Genomic DNA, 17,537 nt, shown 5'->3' with positions numbered 1-17,537 from the left:
CAGCACCAGCTCGGCCTTCGGCCGTCCCGTCCTCGCCATCCGGCCATCATGCCGAACCAGCACTGACTTACGCAGCGAATTCCCGACTCAGGACACTAGAGGCTACCGCCGTAGTACCGGAGAGGGACCGGGGACTTCCGGTGGGCGGAAGGAAAGGTGTCTCCACGGCAAGGGAGGCGTACGGGGGGTAGGGGTACGAGGCGACCGCGGCCGTCGGGAACGGCGTGCCCGAGGCCGTCGCCGGGAGACCCGAGGCCCCTCGCCCCACCCCGGCACCGACGGCTCCCACGCCCGTCCAGCCCGCCGCGAGGCCCACGCCGGCGCCTGCGCCCGAGCCCGCCGCGGTATCCCCCGTACCTCGTCCCCCCGTCCCCAGCGCGACCCCCGTGGGCGAAGCCGAGCCCGACACCGGCTCGGACGGCGAAGGCGACCCCGCCCCCGGCGAAGCCTCCGGCTCCGACGCCGTGATGTCCGCCGTGCTCTGCACCATCTTGCCGTCCACCGCCCATACCGTGCCGTCGTCCGCGTACAGCCGGGCGGTGACGTGGTGGGTGCCGTGCGGCAGGTAGCCCGCGCCGATGCGGTAGCGCGGGGTGCGCAGCTCGGCGAGCGGCTTGTCGTCGACGTACAGGCGCGCGGCGCCCCGGCCCTCGACGGCCCGCGCGGCGCTGCCCTGGGGGGAGAAGCGGAAGTTGCGCAGGGTGAGGCGCACCTCCCAGCTCCCGTCGGAGTCCGGCTCGACCTGGACGCCCACCCAGGGCGCCCCCTTGCCGCCTACCTCCCGGTACCGGCGGCCCGCCTCGTCCGTGTCGTCCAGGAGTTTTCCGGCAGGGGCGGTCGACGCCCCGTTCTTCCCGTCTCCCTGTTCGGAGCCGGCACTGGACCCGCAGCCCGCGAGTCCGGCCGGCAGCAGGACACAGACCGCGAGCGCGGCGAGAAACCCACGCGTCCACGACATGCCGTGAGCCTAGAACAGCCCCCCGGCGCTCGAATCCCCCTGAAGTCTGGTTCTCGTCCCCCCGCGATCGTCCTACCAGAGGACTACCCGGGTACCCCTTGCGAGCCAGCCGCTTCATTCCTACGGTGATACAGAGGATTCGGACGCGAGGGAGCGACGATGGCCACGGACGCGCGCAAGACCGCCGAGGGACTGACGTACCTCACCGGCTTCGGCAACGAGCACAGCTCGGAAGCGGTGCCCGGTGCGCTCCCCGAGGGCCGCAACTCTCCCCAGCGCGCCCCCCTCGGGCTCTACGCGGAGCAGCTCAGCGGTACGGCGTTCACCGAGCCGCGCGCCCACAACCGGCGCTCGTGGCTGTACCGGATCAGGCCGAGCGCCGCGCATCCCGCGTTCGCCCGGACCGACAACGGCGCGATCCGTACGGGCCCCTTCACGGAGGCCGTCCCCGACCCCAACCGGCTGCGCTGGGACCCCCTTCCGGAGCCCGCCCCCGGCACCGACCTCCTCGCCGGGCTGTGGACGGTCGGCGGCAACGGCGACGCCGCGCAGCGCGCCGGTATGGCCGTGCACCTCTACCACGCGAACGCCTCCATGGACCGCGTCTTCTCCGACGCGGACGGGGAGTTGCTGATCGTCCCCGAGCGCGGCGGCCTCCTGCTGCACACGGAGTTCGGCCGACTCCACGCGGAGCCGGGGCACATGGCGCTGGTCCCGCGAGGCGTCCGGTTCCGTGTCACCCTCCTCGACGCGACCGCCCGCGGGTACGTCTGCGAGAACTACGGCGCCCCCTTCCGGCTCCCCGACCTCGGCCCGATCGGCGCCAACGGCCTGGCGAATCCACGGGACTTCAGGGCGCCGGTCGCCGCGTACGAGGACGTCGAAGGGCCCGTCGAGGTCGTCAACAAGTTCTGCGGCAACCTCTGGCGGGCGACGTACGACCACTCCCCGCTCGACGTCGTCGCCTGGCACGGCAACCTCGTGCCGTACGTGTACGACCTGCGGCGCTTCAACGTCATCGGGACGATCTCGTACGACCATCCCGACCCGTCGATCTTCACGGTGCTGACGTCGCCGTCGGACACACCGGGGCTGGCCGGCGTCGACTTCGTGGTGTTCGCGCCGCGTTGGCTGGTCGGCGAGGACACGTTCCGGCCGCCGTACTTCCATCGCAACGTGATGAGCGAGTACATGGGGCTGATCGAGGGGGCATACGACGCGAAGACCGCCGGAGAGGGGGGGTTCGTGCCGGGCGGGGGGTCGCTGCACAACATGATGTCCGCGCACGGGCCCGACCGGGAGACGTACGAGCGGGCGAGCCACGCCGAGCTGAAGCCCCAACGCCTCGACGACGGGCTGGCGTTCATGTTCGAGACGCGCTGGCCGATCACGCTCGCGGCGCATGCGGGGGAGCATCTCCAGGAGCGGTACGACGATGTCTGGCGCGGGCTGGAGCGGCACTTCCGTCCCGGGCACCGGAGTTTCAGGCTGGCGCCGTGACCGCCTTCGCGCCCGACTCGCTCAGCCTCAACGCCAAACTCCCTCTGTGGTACCAGGTTTCGCAGTCCCTGCGCGCCTCGATCCTCGGCCGCTCGCCCGACGCGCCGCTGCGCCTGCCGACCGAGGAGCGACTCGCGGCCCACTACGGCGTCAGCGTCCTCACGATGCGCCAGGCCCTCAAGGAGCTGGAGACCGAGGGCCTCATCACCCGCCACCGGCGCCGGGGCACCTTCATCGAACCCGGCGCCAGGCGCGGCACGCCGGTACGCCTGTTGGGCTCCGTCGACGCGATCGTCGCCCAGCAGTCCGGCATGCGCACCCAGCTCCTGGACCACGGCAGGGCCCCGGCCCCGCCCGAACTCGCCGCCCACTTCCCCGACTTGCCCGAGCTGGCGACGTACCACCGCCTCCGCTCCGACGAGAGAACCGGCGAGCCCACCAACCACGCCCGCAACTGGCTCCGCCCCGAACTCGCCGCCCGCATCCCCCCGGACGCCCTCACCCACCACCCCATGACCAAGGTCCTCCGCGACCTCGCCCACGCCGACATCGCCCGCATCACCGACACCGTCGAGGCCCGCCTCGCCGACCCGGAGACCTCCCGCCTCCTCCAAGTCCCCCTGCTCAGCCCGATCCTGCACTACACAGGCGTCACGTACGACACGTCGGGCCAAGTCCTGGACGTCGCGGTCATCCACTACCGGGGTGACCGCTTCTCCTTCTCGGTGACCCTGGAGGCACCGTGAACGGGCACCCGGCGAAGGCGATCCAGCTCCTCGCGCGCGCCCCGAGGCGACATGAACCCCTATGTCCCCCTCTACGGCCCCCGCCGAGTCCGACGTACCATGCCCTGCGTGACGCACGACGACGCTCCGCTGCTCGGTGACCTCATGCCGTGGGCCGTTGCGCCGCCGCGAGTGGGGCGGGGGTGGCCGGTCGGGCCGGACGAAGGGGCCCTGAAGGCTCGTTGGGACGTGCTGCTGAAGGCCGAAGGGGCCGAGCGGGCGGCGCTGTTCGAGCCGTCCCGGGCGCGGACGCCGGACTCGGCGGTGACGCAGTTGCCGGGGCAGGCCACGGACACGGGCAGGCTCGCGCACGCCGAAGGGCCCTGCCCGCCCCCGGTGCGCGTCCTGTACGCCCCGTACGACGAGCAGTGGCTGATCCCGGACCACCGGCTGATCGACGCGGCCCGGCCGGAGTTGTGGCGGGTGGCGGACGAGCGGCAGGTGTTCCTGGTGGAGACGCCGGACGGGCTGCTGGCCGGCGCGCGTCTGCCCCTCCTGGGTCGTACCCGGGTACGACCCCTGTACCGCCGCCCGGGAGGCCAGGAGCCCAACCTCGCTCCCGGCCTCGTGGAGCACCTCGCCGATCACCTCACGGCAGCCCCCACCCCCGAGGACGTCCTGGCCTGGATCCTCGCGACGGCTGCCCCGGCAGCGACGGCTACCCCCGCAGAGCTACGGGTCCCCCTCACGGACGACCCCGAGGTCTGGGCCGAGGGCATCCGCAGGGGCCACCGCGTCCTCTGGCTCCACCGCCGCGACGGCGACCGCCCCAAACTCCCCGGCGGCAGCCGCCCGTACGTCCGGGCGCCGATCCCGGCACGACCCCAGCACGTCCACTACGACTCCGAGGAGCAGGCCCTCCACCTCGACGAGGGCAGGGTCTCCCCGGTCCCGCGGGACGCCTGGGACTTCACGCACGGCGAGGTCCGCGTCCTGGAGCAGTGGATCGCCGCCCGGACCGGACGGGGCGAGCAGGGCACCCTGTCGGCGATCGGCCCCCGGGCCTGGCCCCAGCCGTGGACATCGGAACTCCTGGAGCTGATCACGGTGCTGACACTCCTGAGCGAGCTGCGGGAGCCGTTCGCGGTGGAGCACCGCATCAAGGACCTCCACCCGGCGGGCATCCTGCCGCCCCCGCCCCGCTCCCGCCGCCCGGCCTCGGTCCTCGACCACCAGGAAGAGGGCCCGGAAGGCCAGTTCACCCTGCTGTAGCCCCTGAGTACGAGCCCCTGCCCTAACCCTTGGGGAAGAGCCCCGCCCTAACCCCCGAGTACGAGCCCCGCCCTACCCCCTGGGTACGAAGCCGTCCAGCACCCTCCGCAACGCCTCCTCGAACACCGCCTCCAGATCGATCGGCCCCGGATCCTCCGTGAACGCGGCGGCCATCCGCGGATACTTCCCGCTCATCACCTGCGCCCCCAGATAGGCGATCCGCACGGCGTTCTCCTCCTCCTCGGACCAGGGCAGCGACCGCGTCCGCTCGGCGGTGGCCAGCTCGCCCGAGACATAGACGGTGACCACCCCGTTGATCATCGCGACGAGCTGCATCTTCAGCCCGTACGTCATCTCGGTGAGGGGGTCCAGGCAGGTCAGGCAGTGTTCCAGGTAGCGCAGGGCGTTGGGGCTGAAGCCGTAGGACGCCGACATCAGGCGGGGCAGCCAGGGATGGCGGAGCATCAGCGCACGCGTCTGGCGCCCGACGCGGAGCATGTCGGCCCGCCAGTCCCCGCTCGGCTCCCACAGCTCGTGCTCACCGCTGACGGCGTCCATCATCAGCTCGTACAGGTCCTCCTTGCGGGGGACGTAGTTGTACAACGACATGGTCCCGCAGCCCAGTTCGGCGGCGACGTGCCGCATGGAGACCTCGTCGAGCCCGCGCGCGTCGGCGATCCGGACGCCCGCCGCCGCGATGTCGGCGCGCGTGAACGCGGGTCTGGGTCCGCGGCCGGTCCGCTCGGGACGGGTCCAGATCACTTCGGGTACGGACGGACGGCCCGCCATCGATCATCACCTCGCCCCCCATCGTAGTTACGTACACCGTACGTAGTGCGCTATGGTCATGCCATGACTTCTACGTACGCTGTACTTAGTGAAGGTCTGGAGAAGCGGTTCGGCGAGGTCCACGCCGTGCGGGGGCTCGATCTCGCCGTCCCCGAGGGCACGGTCTGCGGCGTCCTGGGCCGCAACGGGGCGGGCAAGACGACGGCCGTACGCCTGTTGACGACCCTGCTGCGGCCCGACGCCGGGTCCGCGCGGGTGGCGGGGCACGACCTCGTACGGGAGGCCGCCGCCGTACGGCGCGCCATCGGCGTGACCGGGCAGAGCACGTCGGTGGACGGCGATCTCACCGGGCGGCAGAACCTGCGCCTGTTCGCCCGCCTGCACCGCGTACCGGGGCCGGGAGAGCGCGCCGTCGAGCTGCTGGAGCGGTTCGGCCTCACCGAGGCCGCCGACCGGCCGGCGTCCACCTACTCGGGCGGGATGCTGCGCCGCCTCGACCTCGCGGCGAGCCTGGTCCGCCGCCCGGCCGTGCTCTTCCTCGACGAGCCGACCACCGGCCTCGACCCGGCCAGCCGCAACGACGTCTGGGACGCCGTACGGGAGGTGAAGCGGCAGGGTACGACGGTGCTGCTCACCACGCAGTACCTGGAGGAGGCCGACCAACTCGCCGACACCATCGCCCTGGTGGACCGGGGGCGGGTCGCGCGGACCGGAACGCCCGCCGAGCTCAAGGCGGTTGTCGGCACGCACGCCGAGGCCGTCGTCGCCGATCCGGACCTGCTCGTGAAGGCCGCCGGCGTGCTCGACCAACTGACCGGCGGTGAACCGGTGTTCGACCACGAGCGGGGCGCGGTCGGCGCGGTCACCCGCGACACCACGCTCACCCTCCCCCGCCTGGTGCGCGAACTCGACGCGGCGGGCGTGCCGTTGCTCGACGCGAGCCTGCGGCCACCGACCCTCGACGAGGCGTTCCTGCGCCTCACGGACAGCGTTCAGGAAGGCAGGGCGGCATGACCGCGAACACCCTCCGGTACGACGGAACGGCCATGCTGGGCCGCCAGTTGCTGCGGGTCCGCAACAACCCGGCGCTGGTGATCCTGACCCAGACGATGCCGATCACGATGCTGCTCTTCTTCGGCTACGTCTTCGGCAGCGCGCTGGCGATGCCCGGCGCGCAGTACCGTTCCGTCCTCGTCCCCGGGCTGCTGGTGGCGACGGCGGCGAACGGGATCATGACGGGGATGTTCCAGGCGGCCCAGGACGTCCACCGCGGGGTGACGGACCGGCTGCGGACCCTGCCGGTGAGCCGGGCGGCGGTGCCGCTCGGGCAGGCGGTGGCCGACCTGGTCGTCACGGCGGCCGGGACCGTGCCGTTCCTGCTGGTGGCGCTGGCGGTGGGCTGGCGGGTCGAGGGCTCGGCGCCCGCGGCGGCCGGCGCGCTGGCGCTGCTGCTCCTGTTCCGGTTCGCCTGCACCTGGGTGGGCGTCTTCCTCGGGCTGCTCTCGCGCAGCGAGGAGGCCGCGGGCCAGCTCGGCAGCGCGACGTTCATGCTGCCGCTGCTGTCCAACGCCTACATCCCGACCGACGGCCTGCCGGGCTGGCTGCGCACGATCGCCGAGTGGAACCCGATCAGCGCCCTGACGACGGCCCTGCGCGACCTGTTCGGCAACGCGCCCGTGCCCGAGGGCGCGGCCTGGCCGGTGGCGCATCCGGTCGCGGGTTCCCTGCTGTGGTGCGCCCTGCTGACCGGCGTCTTCGCCCCGCTGGCGGTACGGCGGTACGCGAGCGCCCAGCGGTGAGGTGAACAGCGCTGAGGTAGACAGCGGTGAGGTGAACGGGGTGGTGGACCGCCGGAGTCGGGGATCTCCGGCGGTTCGCGGCACAAGCGGCGCAAGCAGCACAAGCCGCACAAACGGACAAGCGGGCGAGCGGGTACGGGAGTCGAGGGAGCGGGAGTCGGGAGCCCGCGCCCGGGTGAGTGCGCCGGACACCGCCGCGGCCGTGGGGATGACGGACTGCGGCGGGGGACACGGCGGTACGGTGGGCCGCCCGATCGCGGGGCGTCAGTGCCGGCGGCTCCCGAAGAGGGAGCGGCGGAGCCGGCGCAGCGGCGCGAAGAGCGAGACGCGGCTCACTCGGCGGCCCTGGTCGCTGGGCTGGTGCTGGGTGTCGCGCGCGGTCAGCTCCCGCATGAGCGAGGTCGCCTCGACGGTCTCCCGCTGCGGTATGGCGGGGCCCGCCAGTACCGAGAGGTGACGGTCGAGCCGCGAACTGGTCGCGCTGCTACCGCACGTGATCGCAGGGACCCTCGCCCTGCTGCGCATCGTTATCTGTTCCATCGTCACTCCCCACCCGTACGAGTCCACCCGACCCCGGGCAGGTTAACCCTATCTCCCCCCGGGGTCACGCGTGTATCGCGCGCACAGGATCAGCCTTCCCCGCAAGGGGGTTGACGACTCCCCCGCGATTACTCTCCGAATCCAACCGATTTCAGGGCGAGTTGGACAACTGGCTGCGAAGTGGGCCGAGGTGACCCGCCGGCGGGCTCCACCGTCACAGCGAGTGACGTCGCGTCGGTGGTGAGACCCGTCGCCACCAAGGGCGTGTCGCCGTCGAAGAGTCCGAGCGAACGAGGCGCCACATCGGGCCGCATGAGCCAGAGTTGATGCACCTGACCGCCGCCGAGTCCGCCGTACCCGCGCAGCGTGACGATCGCGTCGCCCTCCGACGCGGAGGCGATGACGCCGATGCCGCGGCCCTGCGCGTCCCGCCCGTTCCCGGCGCGGGCGTCGGGCGCGGAGAGCACCTGCGCGATGTCGCGGGCGCGGTCCCGCTCGGCGTCCAACCGGTCCTGCGTACGGCTGTTCTGGACCGCGAAGAGGGAGGCGACGACGAGCGCGGCGGCGGCCGTGATGGTGGCGAACGGCACGAAGAGCGGACGGCGCGCGCGGGGAGCGCGTGAAGCACGGGAGCGTCCGGGCGGCGGCTGCGCGCCCCATACGTGCGGCGGAAGCTGGGGCGCGCGCTCCTGAACAGCGCGCGCTCCGGCGGACTCCTGCGGGGTCAGCTGGACGGCGGCCAGCACCCGGTCGCGCATCGCGGCCGGCGCCGGCGCGGCCGTCGACCACGCCAACCGGACGGCGTCCTCGGCGAGTTCACGCACCTCGACGGCGCAGGACGGACAGGAACGCAGGTGCTTCTCGAAGCGGCGGCGCTCGTCACCGTCCAGCGCGTCGAGGGCGTAGGGGGCGGCCAGCGAGTGGAGGTCACCTCTGCCCAGCAGACGGTTCAGGACGCTCATACGGCACCTCCCAGGCAGTTGCGCAGCCGCGTGAGCCCGTCGCGCATCCTCGTCTTCACCGTGCCCAGCGGCAGGGAGAGCCTCTCGGCCACTTCACGGTACGTGTAGCCGTCGTAGTACGCGAGAGTGACGGACTGACGCTGGAGCGTCGTCAGCCGGCCGAGACAGCGGCGTACCCACTCGCGTTCCATACCCGCCTCGACCTCCTCGGAGACCTGATCGAAGGCGGGGTGGTGGGTGCGCAGGGCCTCGCGCTGCTCGCGTTCGCCGGCCGCGCGCACGCTGCGCACCCGGTCGACGGCGCGGCGGTGGGCGAGCGTGAGGATCCACGACAGGGCGCTGCCGCGCGCGGGGTCGAAGGTGGCGGCCGAGCGCCAGCACTCCAGCAGCACTTCCTGAGCCACCTCCTCCGACTGCGACGGATCGCGCAGTACCCGCCGTACGAGACCGAACACCGGACCGGAGACCAGACCGTACAACTGCTCGAAGGCCCGCTGGTCCCCTCGCGCCACGAGCACCAGCAGGTCGTCCGCCTCCATGCGGTTCCCCTCTCCGCGGCCACAGCCGGGCCGTCCCCTCACACCAGGCACTCGCACGCGCACACACCTCCGGTGGAAGTACGGATCCGGCGGCCCGAAACGCGGGTCGGGAGCAAAAATAAAAAAACTTCGGATCGACCAATCCGAACAGCCCTCCCGCTCCGTATACCCGTCCGTCAAGCAAGTTGGGACCTCAGGACGGACGGCATGACGACACCTAACTTCCGGAGCGCCGCAGGGCGCAGGAGCATCGCGACCCTGATCTGTGGCGCGCTGGCCGCGGGCGGACTCACCGCCGCTTCGGTGGCCCTGCTGGAACCGGGGGTCGCCGCCGCTTCCAGCCACCGCGAAGCCCCGCTGATCTCCGGCACACCGCAGTACGACAACACCGACGTGTACGCGTTCGTGAGCCCGGACCACCCGGACACCACGACGCTGATCGCGAACTGGATCCCCTTCGAGGAGCCCGCGGGCGGCCCGAACTTCTTCCCGTTCGCGGAGGACGCCCAGTACGACCTCAACATCGACAACGACGGTGACGCGCGCCAGGACCTGACGTTCCGTTACACGTTCAAGACGCACGTCAAGAACAAGAAGACGTTCCTCTACAACACCGGCGCGGTCGAGACCCTCGACGACAAGGACCTGAACGTCACGCAGACCTACGACCTGGAGCTGATCAAGCTCAAGAAGGGCAAGGTCCAGCACAGGACGAAGGTCGCCAGCGACGTCCCGGTGGCGCCGTCGAACGTCGGCAAGGCGTCCATGCCGAACTACGCGAAACTGCGCGACCAGGCGATCTACAAGCTCTCCAACGGCGCGAAGACCTTCGCGGGCCAGGCCGACGACCCGTTCTTCCTCGACCTGCGCGTCTTCGACCTGCTGTACGGCGGGAACCTCTCCGAGGTCGGCAACGACACCCTCAAGGGCTACAACGTCAACACCATCGCCCTCCAGGTGCCCAACGACATGATCCGCGAGGCCGAGCACCAGCCGGTCGTCGGCATCTGGTCGACGACCCAGCGCAAGAACGCGCGCGGCAAGTTCGAGCAGGTCTCCCGGCTCGGCAACCCGCTGGTCAACGAGGTCGTCAACCCCATCAAGGACAAGGACAAGTTCAACGCGTCCGAGCCCAAGGACGACGGGCAGTTCCTCAAGAACGTCACCAACCCCGAACTGCCCAAGCTGATCGAGGCGATCTACAAGATCAAGGCCCCGGCCGAGCCGCGCAACGACCTCGTCGACGTGTTCCTCAAGGGCGTCAAGGGCCTCAACCAGCCGCCGTACGTGACGCCTTCGGAGCAGCTGCGGCTCAACACGTCCATCAAGCCCGCCGCCAGCCCCAAGCGGCTCGGTGTGCTCGACGGCGACAACGCGGGCTTCCCGAACGGGCGTCGCCTCACGGACGACGTCATCGACGCCTCGCTCCAGGTCGTCGAAGGTGAACTCGTGGGCTCCAAGAACGACTTGGGCGACGCGGTCGACAAGAACGACAAGGAGTTCGAGAAGTCCTTCCCGTACGTCGCCCTCCCGACCGAGGGCTCGCGCGGTCCCGTCGCGAAGGGCGTCGACAGCGGCAACGACGTCCGCAGCCAGCTCGGCAACGCGCTCCAGCCGGGCGGGACTTCGGGCACGGACAACAACACCCTGATCGCCGCGTCCGCCGGGGCCGGCGCGGCCGGGGTGCTCCTCATCGGCGGCGGCCTCATGTGGTTCCGGCGCCGGGGGCGGGCGTACTGACGCCCACGCAGTGACCTGCCGGGGAACTCCGGCACGGTGACCGGGCCGGGGAGACCCCTGCAACTCCCCGGCCCCTGACCGCAGACCGGCGCGGCCCGGACCGAATCCCCCATGGGCCGGGCCGCGCCGACCGCAGGAAGACCGAGAGCGACCGAGGAGAGGGCATGGCCCCGCGCACCGACAGCGGCGAACCGGACCGGACGGACTCCGGGCACACCCCGGATCCCACGGACCAGCCGAAGCCGAAGGGGCGGCGGCCCGAGGGAAGTTCACCGCGGCCTGAAGCGGCACCGACACCCACGAACACCCCGACGGGGGCCAACTCCTCGGCGCCCGCTGCTCCTTCGGGGGAGCAGGGGGAGCAAGGGGAGCAGGATGGACAGGAGGAACAGGAGCGGCAGGGAGAGAAGGGGCAGCAGGGGCAGGACGCTGAGGGTGTGGCGCAGGACGCCGCAGACTCCCCGGCCGGTCCCGACACCGCCCCCGACACCTCCGCCTCCACCGACCCCGCCCCGGCCTCCGACCTCGACCCCCGAGTAGCCGCCGTACGCCGCGCCGGCGCCGCAGGCCGTCGCTGGCGCTCCCTCCAACTCGGCGCCTGCGCGGCCCTGTTGGCCGTGGCGCTCACCGGCGGAGCCATCGCGATCGGCGCGCTGAAGGACGGCAGCGCGGCCCCCGTGGCGACCGCCTCGGCGGTCTCCCCCGGCCTCCTCAACAGCGGCGACATCGACAGCGCGATCACCGCGCTCCAAGCCCATCTCCGCGCCCAGCCGAGGGACTTCGGCAGCTGGGCCACCCTGGGCCTCGCCTACGTCGAGCAGGCCCGCACGAAGGGCGACCCCTCCCGCTACCCCCAGGCGGAGAAGGCGTTCACGAAGTCCCTCGAACTCTCCGCCGGCAACGGCCAGGCACTCGCGGGCCGGGCGGCCCTCGCCGCCGCCCGGCACGACTTCCCCGGCGCCCTGAAGTACGCGGACCAGGTCCTCAAGGACAACCCGTACAACGAACGCGCCCTGTGCACCCGCATCGACGCCCTGGTCGAACTCGGCCGCTACGACGAGGCTTTGACGGCGGCGGAGACGGCGGACACCCGCCGCCCCGGTATCCCGGTGTTCACCCGCTACGCGTACGTCCAGGAACTCCGGGGCGACGTGACGACGGCCCGCCGAGTCCTGGAACAGGCCCTGGCCGGCTCCACGGCGAAGGGCGACATCGCCTACGTGGCGAGCCAGCTCGGCCAACTCGCCTGGAACCAGGGCGACTACGAGACGGCCCTCACCGACTACGCCCGAGCCCTCACCGCCGACGAGGACTACCTCCCGGCACTGGAGGGACGGGCGAAGGCGCAGGCGGCGAGCGGCCAACAGGCGGACGCCATCAAGGGGTTGGAGTCGGTGGTGGCCCGCTACCCCCTCCCCGCCCCCCTGGTGGAACTCGGCGAGCTGTACGAGGCACGCGGCGCGGACGGCGACAGGATGAAGGCGGCCGACCAGTACGCCCTGGTCGACGCCTGGACCGCCCTCGCCCGCGCCAACGGCGTGAACGCCGACCTCGACACGGCCCTCGCGGCAGCCGACCACGGCGACAAGCGGGCGGCACTGCGCGCGGCGCGAGCGGAGTGGGACCGCCGGGAAACGGTCCACACGGCAGACGCCCTCGCCTGGGCGCTGCACGTCAACGGCCGTGACGCGGAAGCCCTTCCGTACGCGAGGAAGGCCACCGCGACGGGTTACCGCAACGCCTCCTTCCTCTACCACCGGGGTGTGATCGAGAGCGCCACCGGCGACAAGCGGAACGCCCGCACACACCTCACGAAGGCCCTCGCCCTGAACCCCGGTTTCTCCCCCCTCGGCGCCCGCACCGCGCGCGCCGCCCTCAAGACGCTGGAGGCGAACCAGTGATCTCCCGTCGTCTGTTCGCCTCCAGCGCGGCCGTCCTGACGGCCGGGTGCGCGCTCGCGCTCCTTCCCACCGCCAACGCGAGCGCGCACCCACTCGGCAACTTCACCGTCAACAGGTACGACGGCCTGGTCGCCGCCCCCGGCCGACTCCGCGTCACGCACGTCGAGGACCTCGCCGAGATCCCGGCGACCCAGGCGAAGCCCACGATCGAACGCCTCGGCGGCCTGACCCCGTGGGCGCGGCAGCGCTGCGAAACGGCCGCCGCCGACAGCAGGGTCACCGTCAACGGCGGTACGGTCACGCTGACTTCGGCGTCCGCGAAGGCCACCGTACGGCCGGGCCAGGCGGGCCTGGACACCCTGCGCGTCGAGTGCGAGCTGAACGCTCCGCTGCCGAAGGACGAGCCGGTCTCCCTCACGTTCCACAGCGCGGGCGCCTCGACCGGCCCCGGCTGGCGGGAGATCACGGCACGCGGCGACCGCATGACGCTCACGGAGTCGGACGTCCCCGAGAAGTCGGTGTCGGACGAACTCACGTCGTACCCGCAGGAGTTGCTCTCCTCCCCGGCGGACACGACGACCGCCGCGACGACGATACGGCCGGGCGGCCCGGCCCTCGCCGACGACGAGAACGAGCGGACCGCCCCCGGCGCCGCCGTCCTCCCCCGTGGCGCCGACCGCTGGACCCAGGCCCTGGACGACCTCGTCGCCCGCCAGCACCTCACGATCGGCTTCGCCGCGCTGGCGATCGTCCTCGCGGTCTTCCTGGGCGCGATGCACGCGGTCGCGCCGGGCCACGGCAAGACCATCATGGCCGCGACGGCCGCCGCGCGGGGCGGCAAGGCCCGTATGAAGGACGTCCTCCCGCTCGCCGCGTCGGTCACCGTCACGCACACCATCGGCGTCGTGGCCCTCGGCCTCCTCGTCACCGCGGGCTCGGCCGCCGCGCCCTCCGTCATCACCTGGCTGGGCCTCGCGAGCGGCGCGCTGGTCGCGGTGGCGGGCGCGACGCTGTTCCGCAAGGCGTGGAAGAACCGCGGGCACGGGCACGGGCATGGCCACGACCACTCGCACGATCACGGGCACAGCCACGGGCACGGGCACGGGCACGGGCACGGGCACTCGCACAGCCACTCGCACGACGACGGCCACGGCCACGGCCACAGCCACCCCCACTCCCCCGAGCCCTCCCCCTCCCGCCAACTCGCCCTCGTGGGCGCCGAGTCGACCTCAGCCACCACCACCGCACTCCCCAACTCCCCTTCCCCCGCACACAGTCACGACCGCCACACCCACGAAGACCACCCGCACCACACCCACGACCACCACCCCCAAACGCACACCCACACCCACAACGGCCACACCCACACCCACTCCACCGCCCCCACCCTCCGCGGCACGATCCTCCTCGGCCTGGCCGGCGGCATGGTGCCCAGCCCCTCCGCCGTGGTCGTCCTGGTGGGCGCCGCCGCCCTCGGCCAGGCCTGGTTCGGCCTGCTCCTGGTCATCGCGTACGGCATCGGCCTGGCCCTCACCCTCACCGCGGCCGGCTTCGCGGTCGTCCGGCTCGGCAGCCGCGTCTCGCGCCTGCTGGACGAGGGCCCGCGCTGGACGTCCCGCCCGGTCATCGCGCTGGTCCGCCGCAACATGCCCCTGTGGTCCGCGCTGGTCGTCGTCGCGCTCGGCGTCGGACTGATGCTCAAGGGGGCGGCAACCGTACTGGGTTGAGCTAGTTTGGGGAGTATTCGCGAGGGTGCGATGAGGGGGACGCGATGACGGAGGAACCCGGTGGAGAGCGGCTGATCGCGGGCCGCTACCGACTGCGATCGCCGCTGGGGCAGGGCGGGATGGGCACGGTGTGGCGCGCGCAGGACGAGGTCCTGCACCGCGAGGTGGCCGTCAAGGAGGTGCGGCCACCGGCGGGGTTGTCCGCCCCCGAGATCGAGCGCATGTACGCCCGCCTGGAGCGCGAGGCGTGGGCGGCGGCCCGGGTCGCGAACCGCAACGTCGTGACGGTGTACGACGTCGCGACGCAGGACGGCCGCCCGTGGATCGTGATGGAGCTGGTGCGCGGCATCTCGCTCGCCGAACTCCTCGACGCGGAGGGCCCGTTGCCGCCCGCGCGGGCGGCGTACGTCGGTGCCGAGGTGCTGTCCGCGCTGCGGGCGGCGCACGGCGCGGGGGTGCTGCACCGGGACGTGAAACCGGCGAACGTGCTGCTGTCGAACGACGACCGGGTCGTCCTCACCGACTTCGGGATCGCCAGTGTGGAGGGCAGTTCGGCCATCACGATGACCGGCGAGGTGATCGGCTCCCCCGAATTCCTGTCCCCGGAACGGGCGTTGGGCCGCACGCCGGGCCCGGAGTCGGACCTGTGGTCGCTGGGCGTCCTGCTGTACGCGGCCGTCGAGGGCCACTCCCCGTTCCGCCAGGACACCCCGCTGAGCACGCTGCGGGCCATCGTGGACGAGGAGTTGCCGCCCCCGCACCGGGCGGGCCCGCTCACCCCGGTCATCGAGGGCCTGCTCCGCAAGGACCCCGCCGAACGCCTCACCCCCGACCGCGCGGAGCAGGACCTGAGGATCGTCGCGGCGGGCGGTACGGCGCGTACGGTGCCGTACACCCCGACGATCGTGCCGACGCCCCCGCCGCCCCCGGCGTACCAGCAGCCGTCGTACCAACCCCAGCCTCCCACCGAGCCGTTGGTGCGCGACCAGCCGGAGCCCTCCGAGGGCAACCGGCGCGCGACGGCCGTGCTGATCGTGGGGGTGCTGGTCGTGGCGCTGGCGATCGGAGGGCTGACGTACGCGCTGCTGAACAACGGGGGTGGCGGCGGGGGCGAGGGCGGGCAGCAGACCAACAGCCAGTCGCAGGGGGTGAGTTCGCCGCCGGCCAGCCGGATCGAGGAGCCGCCCCCGTCCCCGTCCCCGTCGCCCACTCCGTCGCCGTCGCCGAGCAAGGAGAGGCCGCCGCAGTCGGTCGCGGTGACCGTGACCGGTGAGGGCACCGACTACTCGGGGACCTGCCCGCCACCGAAGTCCGAGGCCCCGGCGTTCACCGCGACGTTCACGGTCGGGCGGGTGCCCGCGGCGGTGTCGTACCGGTGGGTGTCGAAGGACGGCGAGGCCGTCGACTCGGGCTGGCGGACGCTGGAGTTCGCCGACGGAGAGGGCGGGTCGAAGAAGGCGCGGGTGTTCCTGACGACGGGCGAGGCGAACGGGACGTTCGAGAACGAACTGTGGGTGGAGGTGCGCAAGCCCGTGAACGCGAAGTCCAACTCGGTGCCGTTCTCGGTCACTTGCGAGAAGGAGACCCCGTCGGGCGGAGTCTCCCCCTCGCCGTCCGCATCGTACTGACGGTCCGTCAGGGTCCGTCGTGGGCGGGTGTGTCAGTCGTTCGCGTTGAGCACCGGCAGGTAACCGCCGGACTGGCCGGCCGCCGTCGGGTGGTACGACTCGCCGATGTTCAGCAGTTCGAGGCTGTGCAGCCAGGAGCTGCCGGAGCAGATCTCGTGCCCGGCGAAGGTGGTGCGGACGTCGCCGAAGGCGAAGCCGTGGTCCGCGGCGCGCTTGGCGATGGCCGCGTCGATGTAGTCGGCGGCGCCGTTGATGGCGCCGCGCTTGGTCTCGGAGAGGCCGAGGCAGGTCGCGCCGAGCCGGTAGAAGCGCGGGTAACCGAGCACGACCACGCGGGCATTGGGGGCTTTGGAGCTGATCGCGTCGTACACGCTGTCGAGTCGGCCGGGGAGCGTCGAATCGACGTACGACTTGGCGGTGTTGATGCGGTTCAGGCAGGTGCTGTCACTGCCGAGGACGCAGGTCGTCATGACGTCGGCGAACCCCGCGTCGTTGCCGCCGATGCTGATGGAGACGAGGCCGGTCGAGGCGTTGAGCCCGCCGAGCTGGCCGGAGAGGACGTCGGCGGTGGTGGCGCCCGAGCAGGCGGCGAAGGTGAACGAGGAGGGCGAGTTGGCGGCGTTCCAGAGGTACGGGTACGCCTTCGTGCTGCGTTTGCAGTCGCCGCTGGAGCTGATGTAGCTGCCCGCTCCGACGCCGGAGGAGTAGGAGTCGCCGAGGGCGACGTAACCACCGGTGGCGGCCTGGGCGTTGCCGGCTCCGCCGGTGAGGGCGGCGGTCGCGGCGAGGAGCGCTGTGCTGACGAATACGGCAAATCGGGAACGTCTCATGGAACCTCCCTTTAGCAGCATGTCTGCCACAACCGTCGTAGCAACTACGCGTGTTGACGGGAAGTGTTCATGCCAAGACTTTTGAGTACGTTCCGGGACCGGTTCCCGACTCTTTCCGCCCGCTTTGTTCGTGATACCCGTAGCACCTGTAATACCCGTACATCTCAGGTGATGTCACTTGTTCCTCGCAGGCGTCGCGGCGGGAACCAATGACGGACGAGCCGCCGTGTAACGGTCAAACGAACAAAACCGTGAGCCCTCCCTTCAGGTCTTGCCATACGGGCTCATTCATCAATACCGTCGTACATCTCACTCGCATCGGACCGTCGGACGCGGCACCAGGGGAGGGCTCAGGGACCGCGGCGGCACCGGAGCGGGAGCGCGGCAGGGGGGTGCCGAGCTCGGTGACCCGACAGGGTGACCGGGCCGTGCCGCGCGGTCGGCCGCCGTAACCTCCGGCGGCCGTCAGCTTTGCCAGCTCGCCCGGCGGACCCGGGCCGGCGGACGCGACGCGCTCACGTCGCCCCGCGCCGGGCCCTGGTCCCTCCGGGGGAGAAACCCCCCTTTCGAACCGGACTTTCAGCCGGACCGCCCAGGGGCGGGCGGTCCGCCGGACGAGAGGGACCA

The 17,537-nt window shown here is 71.9% G+C and carries 15 protein-coding genes; 9 read left to right on the top strand and 6 right to left on the bottom strand.

All coding sequences use genetic code 11. From position 1 onward, the window contains the following. Nucleotides 1–67 precede the first annotated feature (67 nt). The gene (locus tag PV682_RS36475; RefSeq protein WP_319736033.1) at nucleotides 68–958 is read right to left on the bottom strand and encodes a nuclear transport factor 2 family protein; all 891 of its coding nucleotides are present in this window, start codon (nucleotides 956–958) and stop codon (nucleotides 68–70) included. A 159-nt stretch (nucleotides 959–1,117) separates the two neighbouring features. On the opposite strand from PV682_RS36475, the gene hmgA reads away from it, so the two are divergent. From hmgA to PV682_RS36460, 3 genes are all read left to right on the top strand, one after another. Then, nucleotides 1,118–2,458, top strand: a complete 1,341-nt coding sequence (hmgA, locus tag PV682_RS36470; protein ID WP_319736032.1) for a homogentisate 1,2-dioxygenase — start codon at nucleotides 1,118–1,120, stop codon at nucleotides 2,456–2,458. Further along, entirely contained in the window at nucleotides 2,455–3,204 is a 750-nt protein-coding gene (locus PV682_RS36465) for a GntR family transcriptional regulator (RefSeq protein WP_319736031.1), read from the top strand. The genes hmgA and PV682_RS36465 overlap by 4 nt, the downstream gene beginning before the upstream one ends. 99 nt (nucleotides 3,205–3,303) lie before the next feature. Then, nucleotides 3,304–4,455, top strand: a complete 1,152-nt coding sequence (locus PV682_RS36460; protein WP_319736030.1) for a type ISP restriction/modification enzyme — start codon at nucleotides 3,304–3,306, stop codon at nucleotides 4,453–4,455. Nucleotides 4,456–4,527: 72 nt separating this feature from the next. Here PV682_RS36460 and PV682_RS36455 read toward each other — a convergent pair whose 3' ends face one another. After that, nucleotides 4,528–5,244, bottom strand: a complete 717-nt coding sequence (locus PV682_RS36455; RefSeq protein ID WP_055719141.1) for a TetR/AcrR family transcriptional regulator — start codon at nucleotides 5,242–5,244, stop codon at nucleotides 4,528–4,530. A gap of 63 nt (nucleotides 5,245–5,307) precedes the next feature. Between PV682_RS36455 and PV682_RS36450 the strand changes: the two genes are divergently transcribed. Then, nucleotides 5,308–6,258 (top strand): ATP-binding cassette domain-containing protein, encoded by a 951-nt coding sequence (locus PV682_RS36450; protein ID WP_319736029.1) that lies wholly within the window; start codon nucleotides 5,308–5,310, stop codon nucleotides 6,256–6,258. Continuing rightward, nucleotides 6,255–7,043: an ABC transporter permease gene (locus PV682_RS36445; RefSeq protein WP_319736028.1), complete on the top strand. Its 789-nt coding sequence runs from the start codon at nucleotides 6,255–6,257 to the stop codon at nucleotides 7,041–7,043. The genes PV682_RS36450 and PV682_RS36445 overlap by 4 nt, the downstream gene beginning before the upstream one ends. Nucleotides 7,044–7,307: 264 nt before the next feature. Here PV682_RS36445 and PV682_RS36440 read toward each other — a convergent pair whose 3' ends face one another. From PV682_RS36440 to PV682_RS36430, 3 genes are all read right to left on the bottom strand, one after another. Further along, entirely contained in the window at nucleotides 7,308–7,583 is a 276-nt protein-coding gene (locus PV682_RS36440; protein ID WP_010354371.1) for a hypothetical protein, read from the bottom strand. Between the two features lie 128 nt (nucleotides 7,584–7,711). Beyond that, on the bottom strand, nucleotides 7,712–8,545 hold the full coding sequence (locus PV682_RS36435) for an anti-sigma factor (protein WP_319736027.1): 834 nt from the start codon (nucleotides 8,543–8,545) through the stop codon (nucleotides 7,712–7,714). Next, complete coding sequence (locus tag PV682_RS36430; RefSeq protein ID WP_055719137.1) at nucleotides 8,542–9,084, bottom strand: sigma-70 family RNA polymerase sigma factor; 543 nt, start codon at nucleotides 9,082–9,084, stop codon at nucleotides 8,542–8,544. The genes PV682_RS36435 and PV682_RS36430 overlap by 4 nt, the downstream gene beginning before the upstream one ends. 207 nt (nucleotides 9,085–9,291) lie before the next feature. Here PV682_RS36430 and PV682_RS36425 point away from each other — a divergent pair, with 207 nt between their 5' ends. From PV682_RS36425 to PV682_RS36410, 4 genes are all read left to right on the top strand, one after another. Continuing rightward, on the top strand, nucleotides 9,292–10,824 hold the full coding sequence (locus PV682_RS36425) for a DUF4331 domain-containing protein (RefSeq protein WP_319736026.1): 1,533 nt from the start codon (nucleotides 9,292–9,294) through the stop codon (nucleotides 10,822–10,824). A gap of 164 nt (nucleotides 10,825–10,988) precedes the next feature. Continuing rightward, entirely contained in the window at nucleotides 10,989–12,725 is a 1,737-nt protein-coding gene (locus PV682_RS36420; RefSeq protein ID WP_319736025.1) for a tetratricopeptide repeat protein, read from the top strand. After that, the gene (locus tag PV682_RS36415; protein ID WP_319736024.1) at nucleotides 12,722–14,452 is read left to right on the top strand and encodes an urease accessory protein UreH domain-containing protein; all 1,731 of its coding nucleotides are present in this window, start codon (nucleotides 12,722–12,724) and stop codon (nucleotides 14,450–14,452) included. Before PV682_RS36420 ends, PV682_RS36415 begins: the two co-directional genes overlap by 4 nt. A 44-nt stretch (nucleotides 14,453–14,496) precedes the next feature. Further along, complete coding sequence (locus PV682_RS36410; RefSeq protein WP_319736023.1) at nucleotides 14,497–16,080, top strand: serine/threonine-protein kinase; 1,584 nt, start codon at nucleotides 14,497–14,499, stop codon at nucleotides 16,078–16,080. A 32-nt stretch (nucleotides 16,081–16,112) separates the two neighbouring features. Here PV682_RS36410 and PV682_RS36405 read toward each other — a convergent pair whose 3' ends face one another. After that, on the bottom strand, nucleotides 16,113–16,910 hold the full coding sequence (locus tag PV682_RS36405) for an SGNH/GDSL hydrolase family protein (RefSeq protein WP_319736022.1): 798 nt from the start codon (nucleotides 16,908–16,910) through the stop codon (nucleotides 16,113–16,115). Between the last annotated feature and the right edge of the window lie 627 nt (nucleotides 16,911–17,537).

The organism is Streptomyces niveiscabiei (assembly GCF_033794345.1).
Taxonomy (GTDB): Bacteria; Actinomycetota; Actinomycetes; order Streptomycetales; family Streptomycetaceae; genus Streptomyces; species Streptomyces niveiscabiei.
This window is presented reverse-complemented; position numbering and strand designations above follow the sequence as displayed.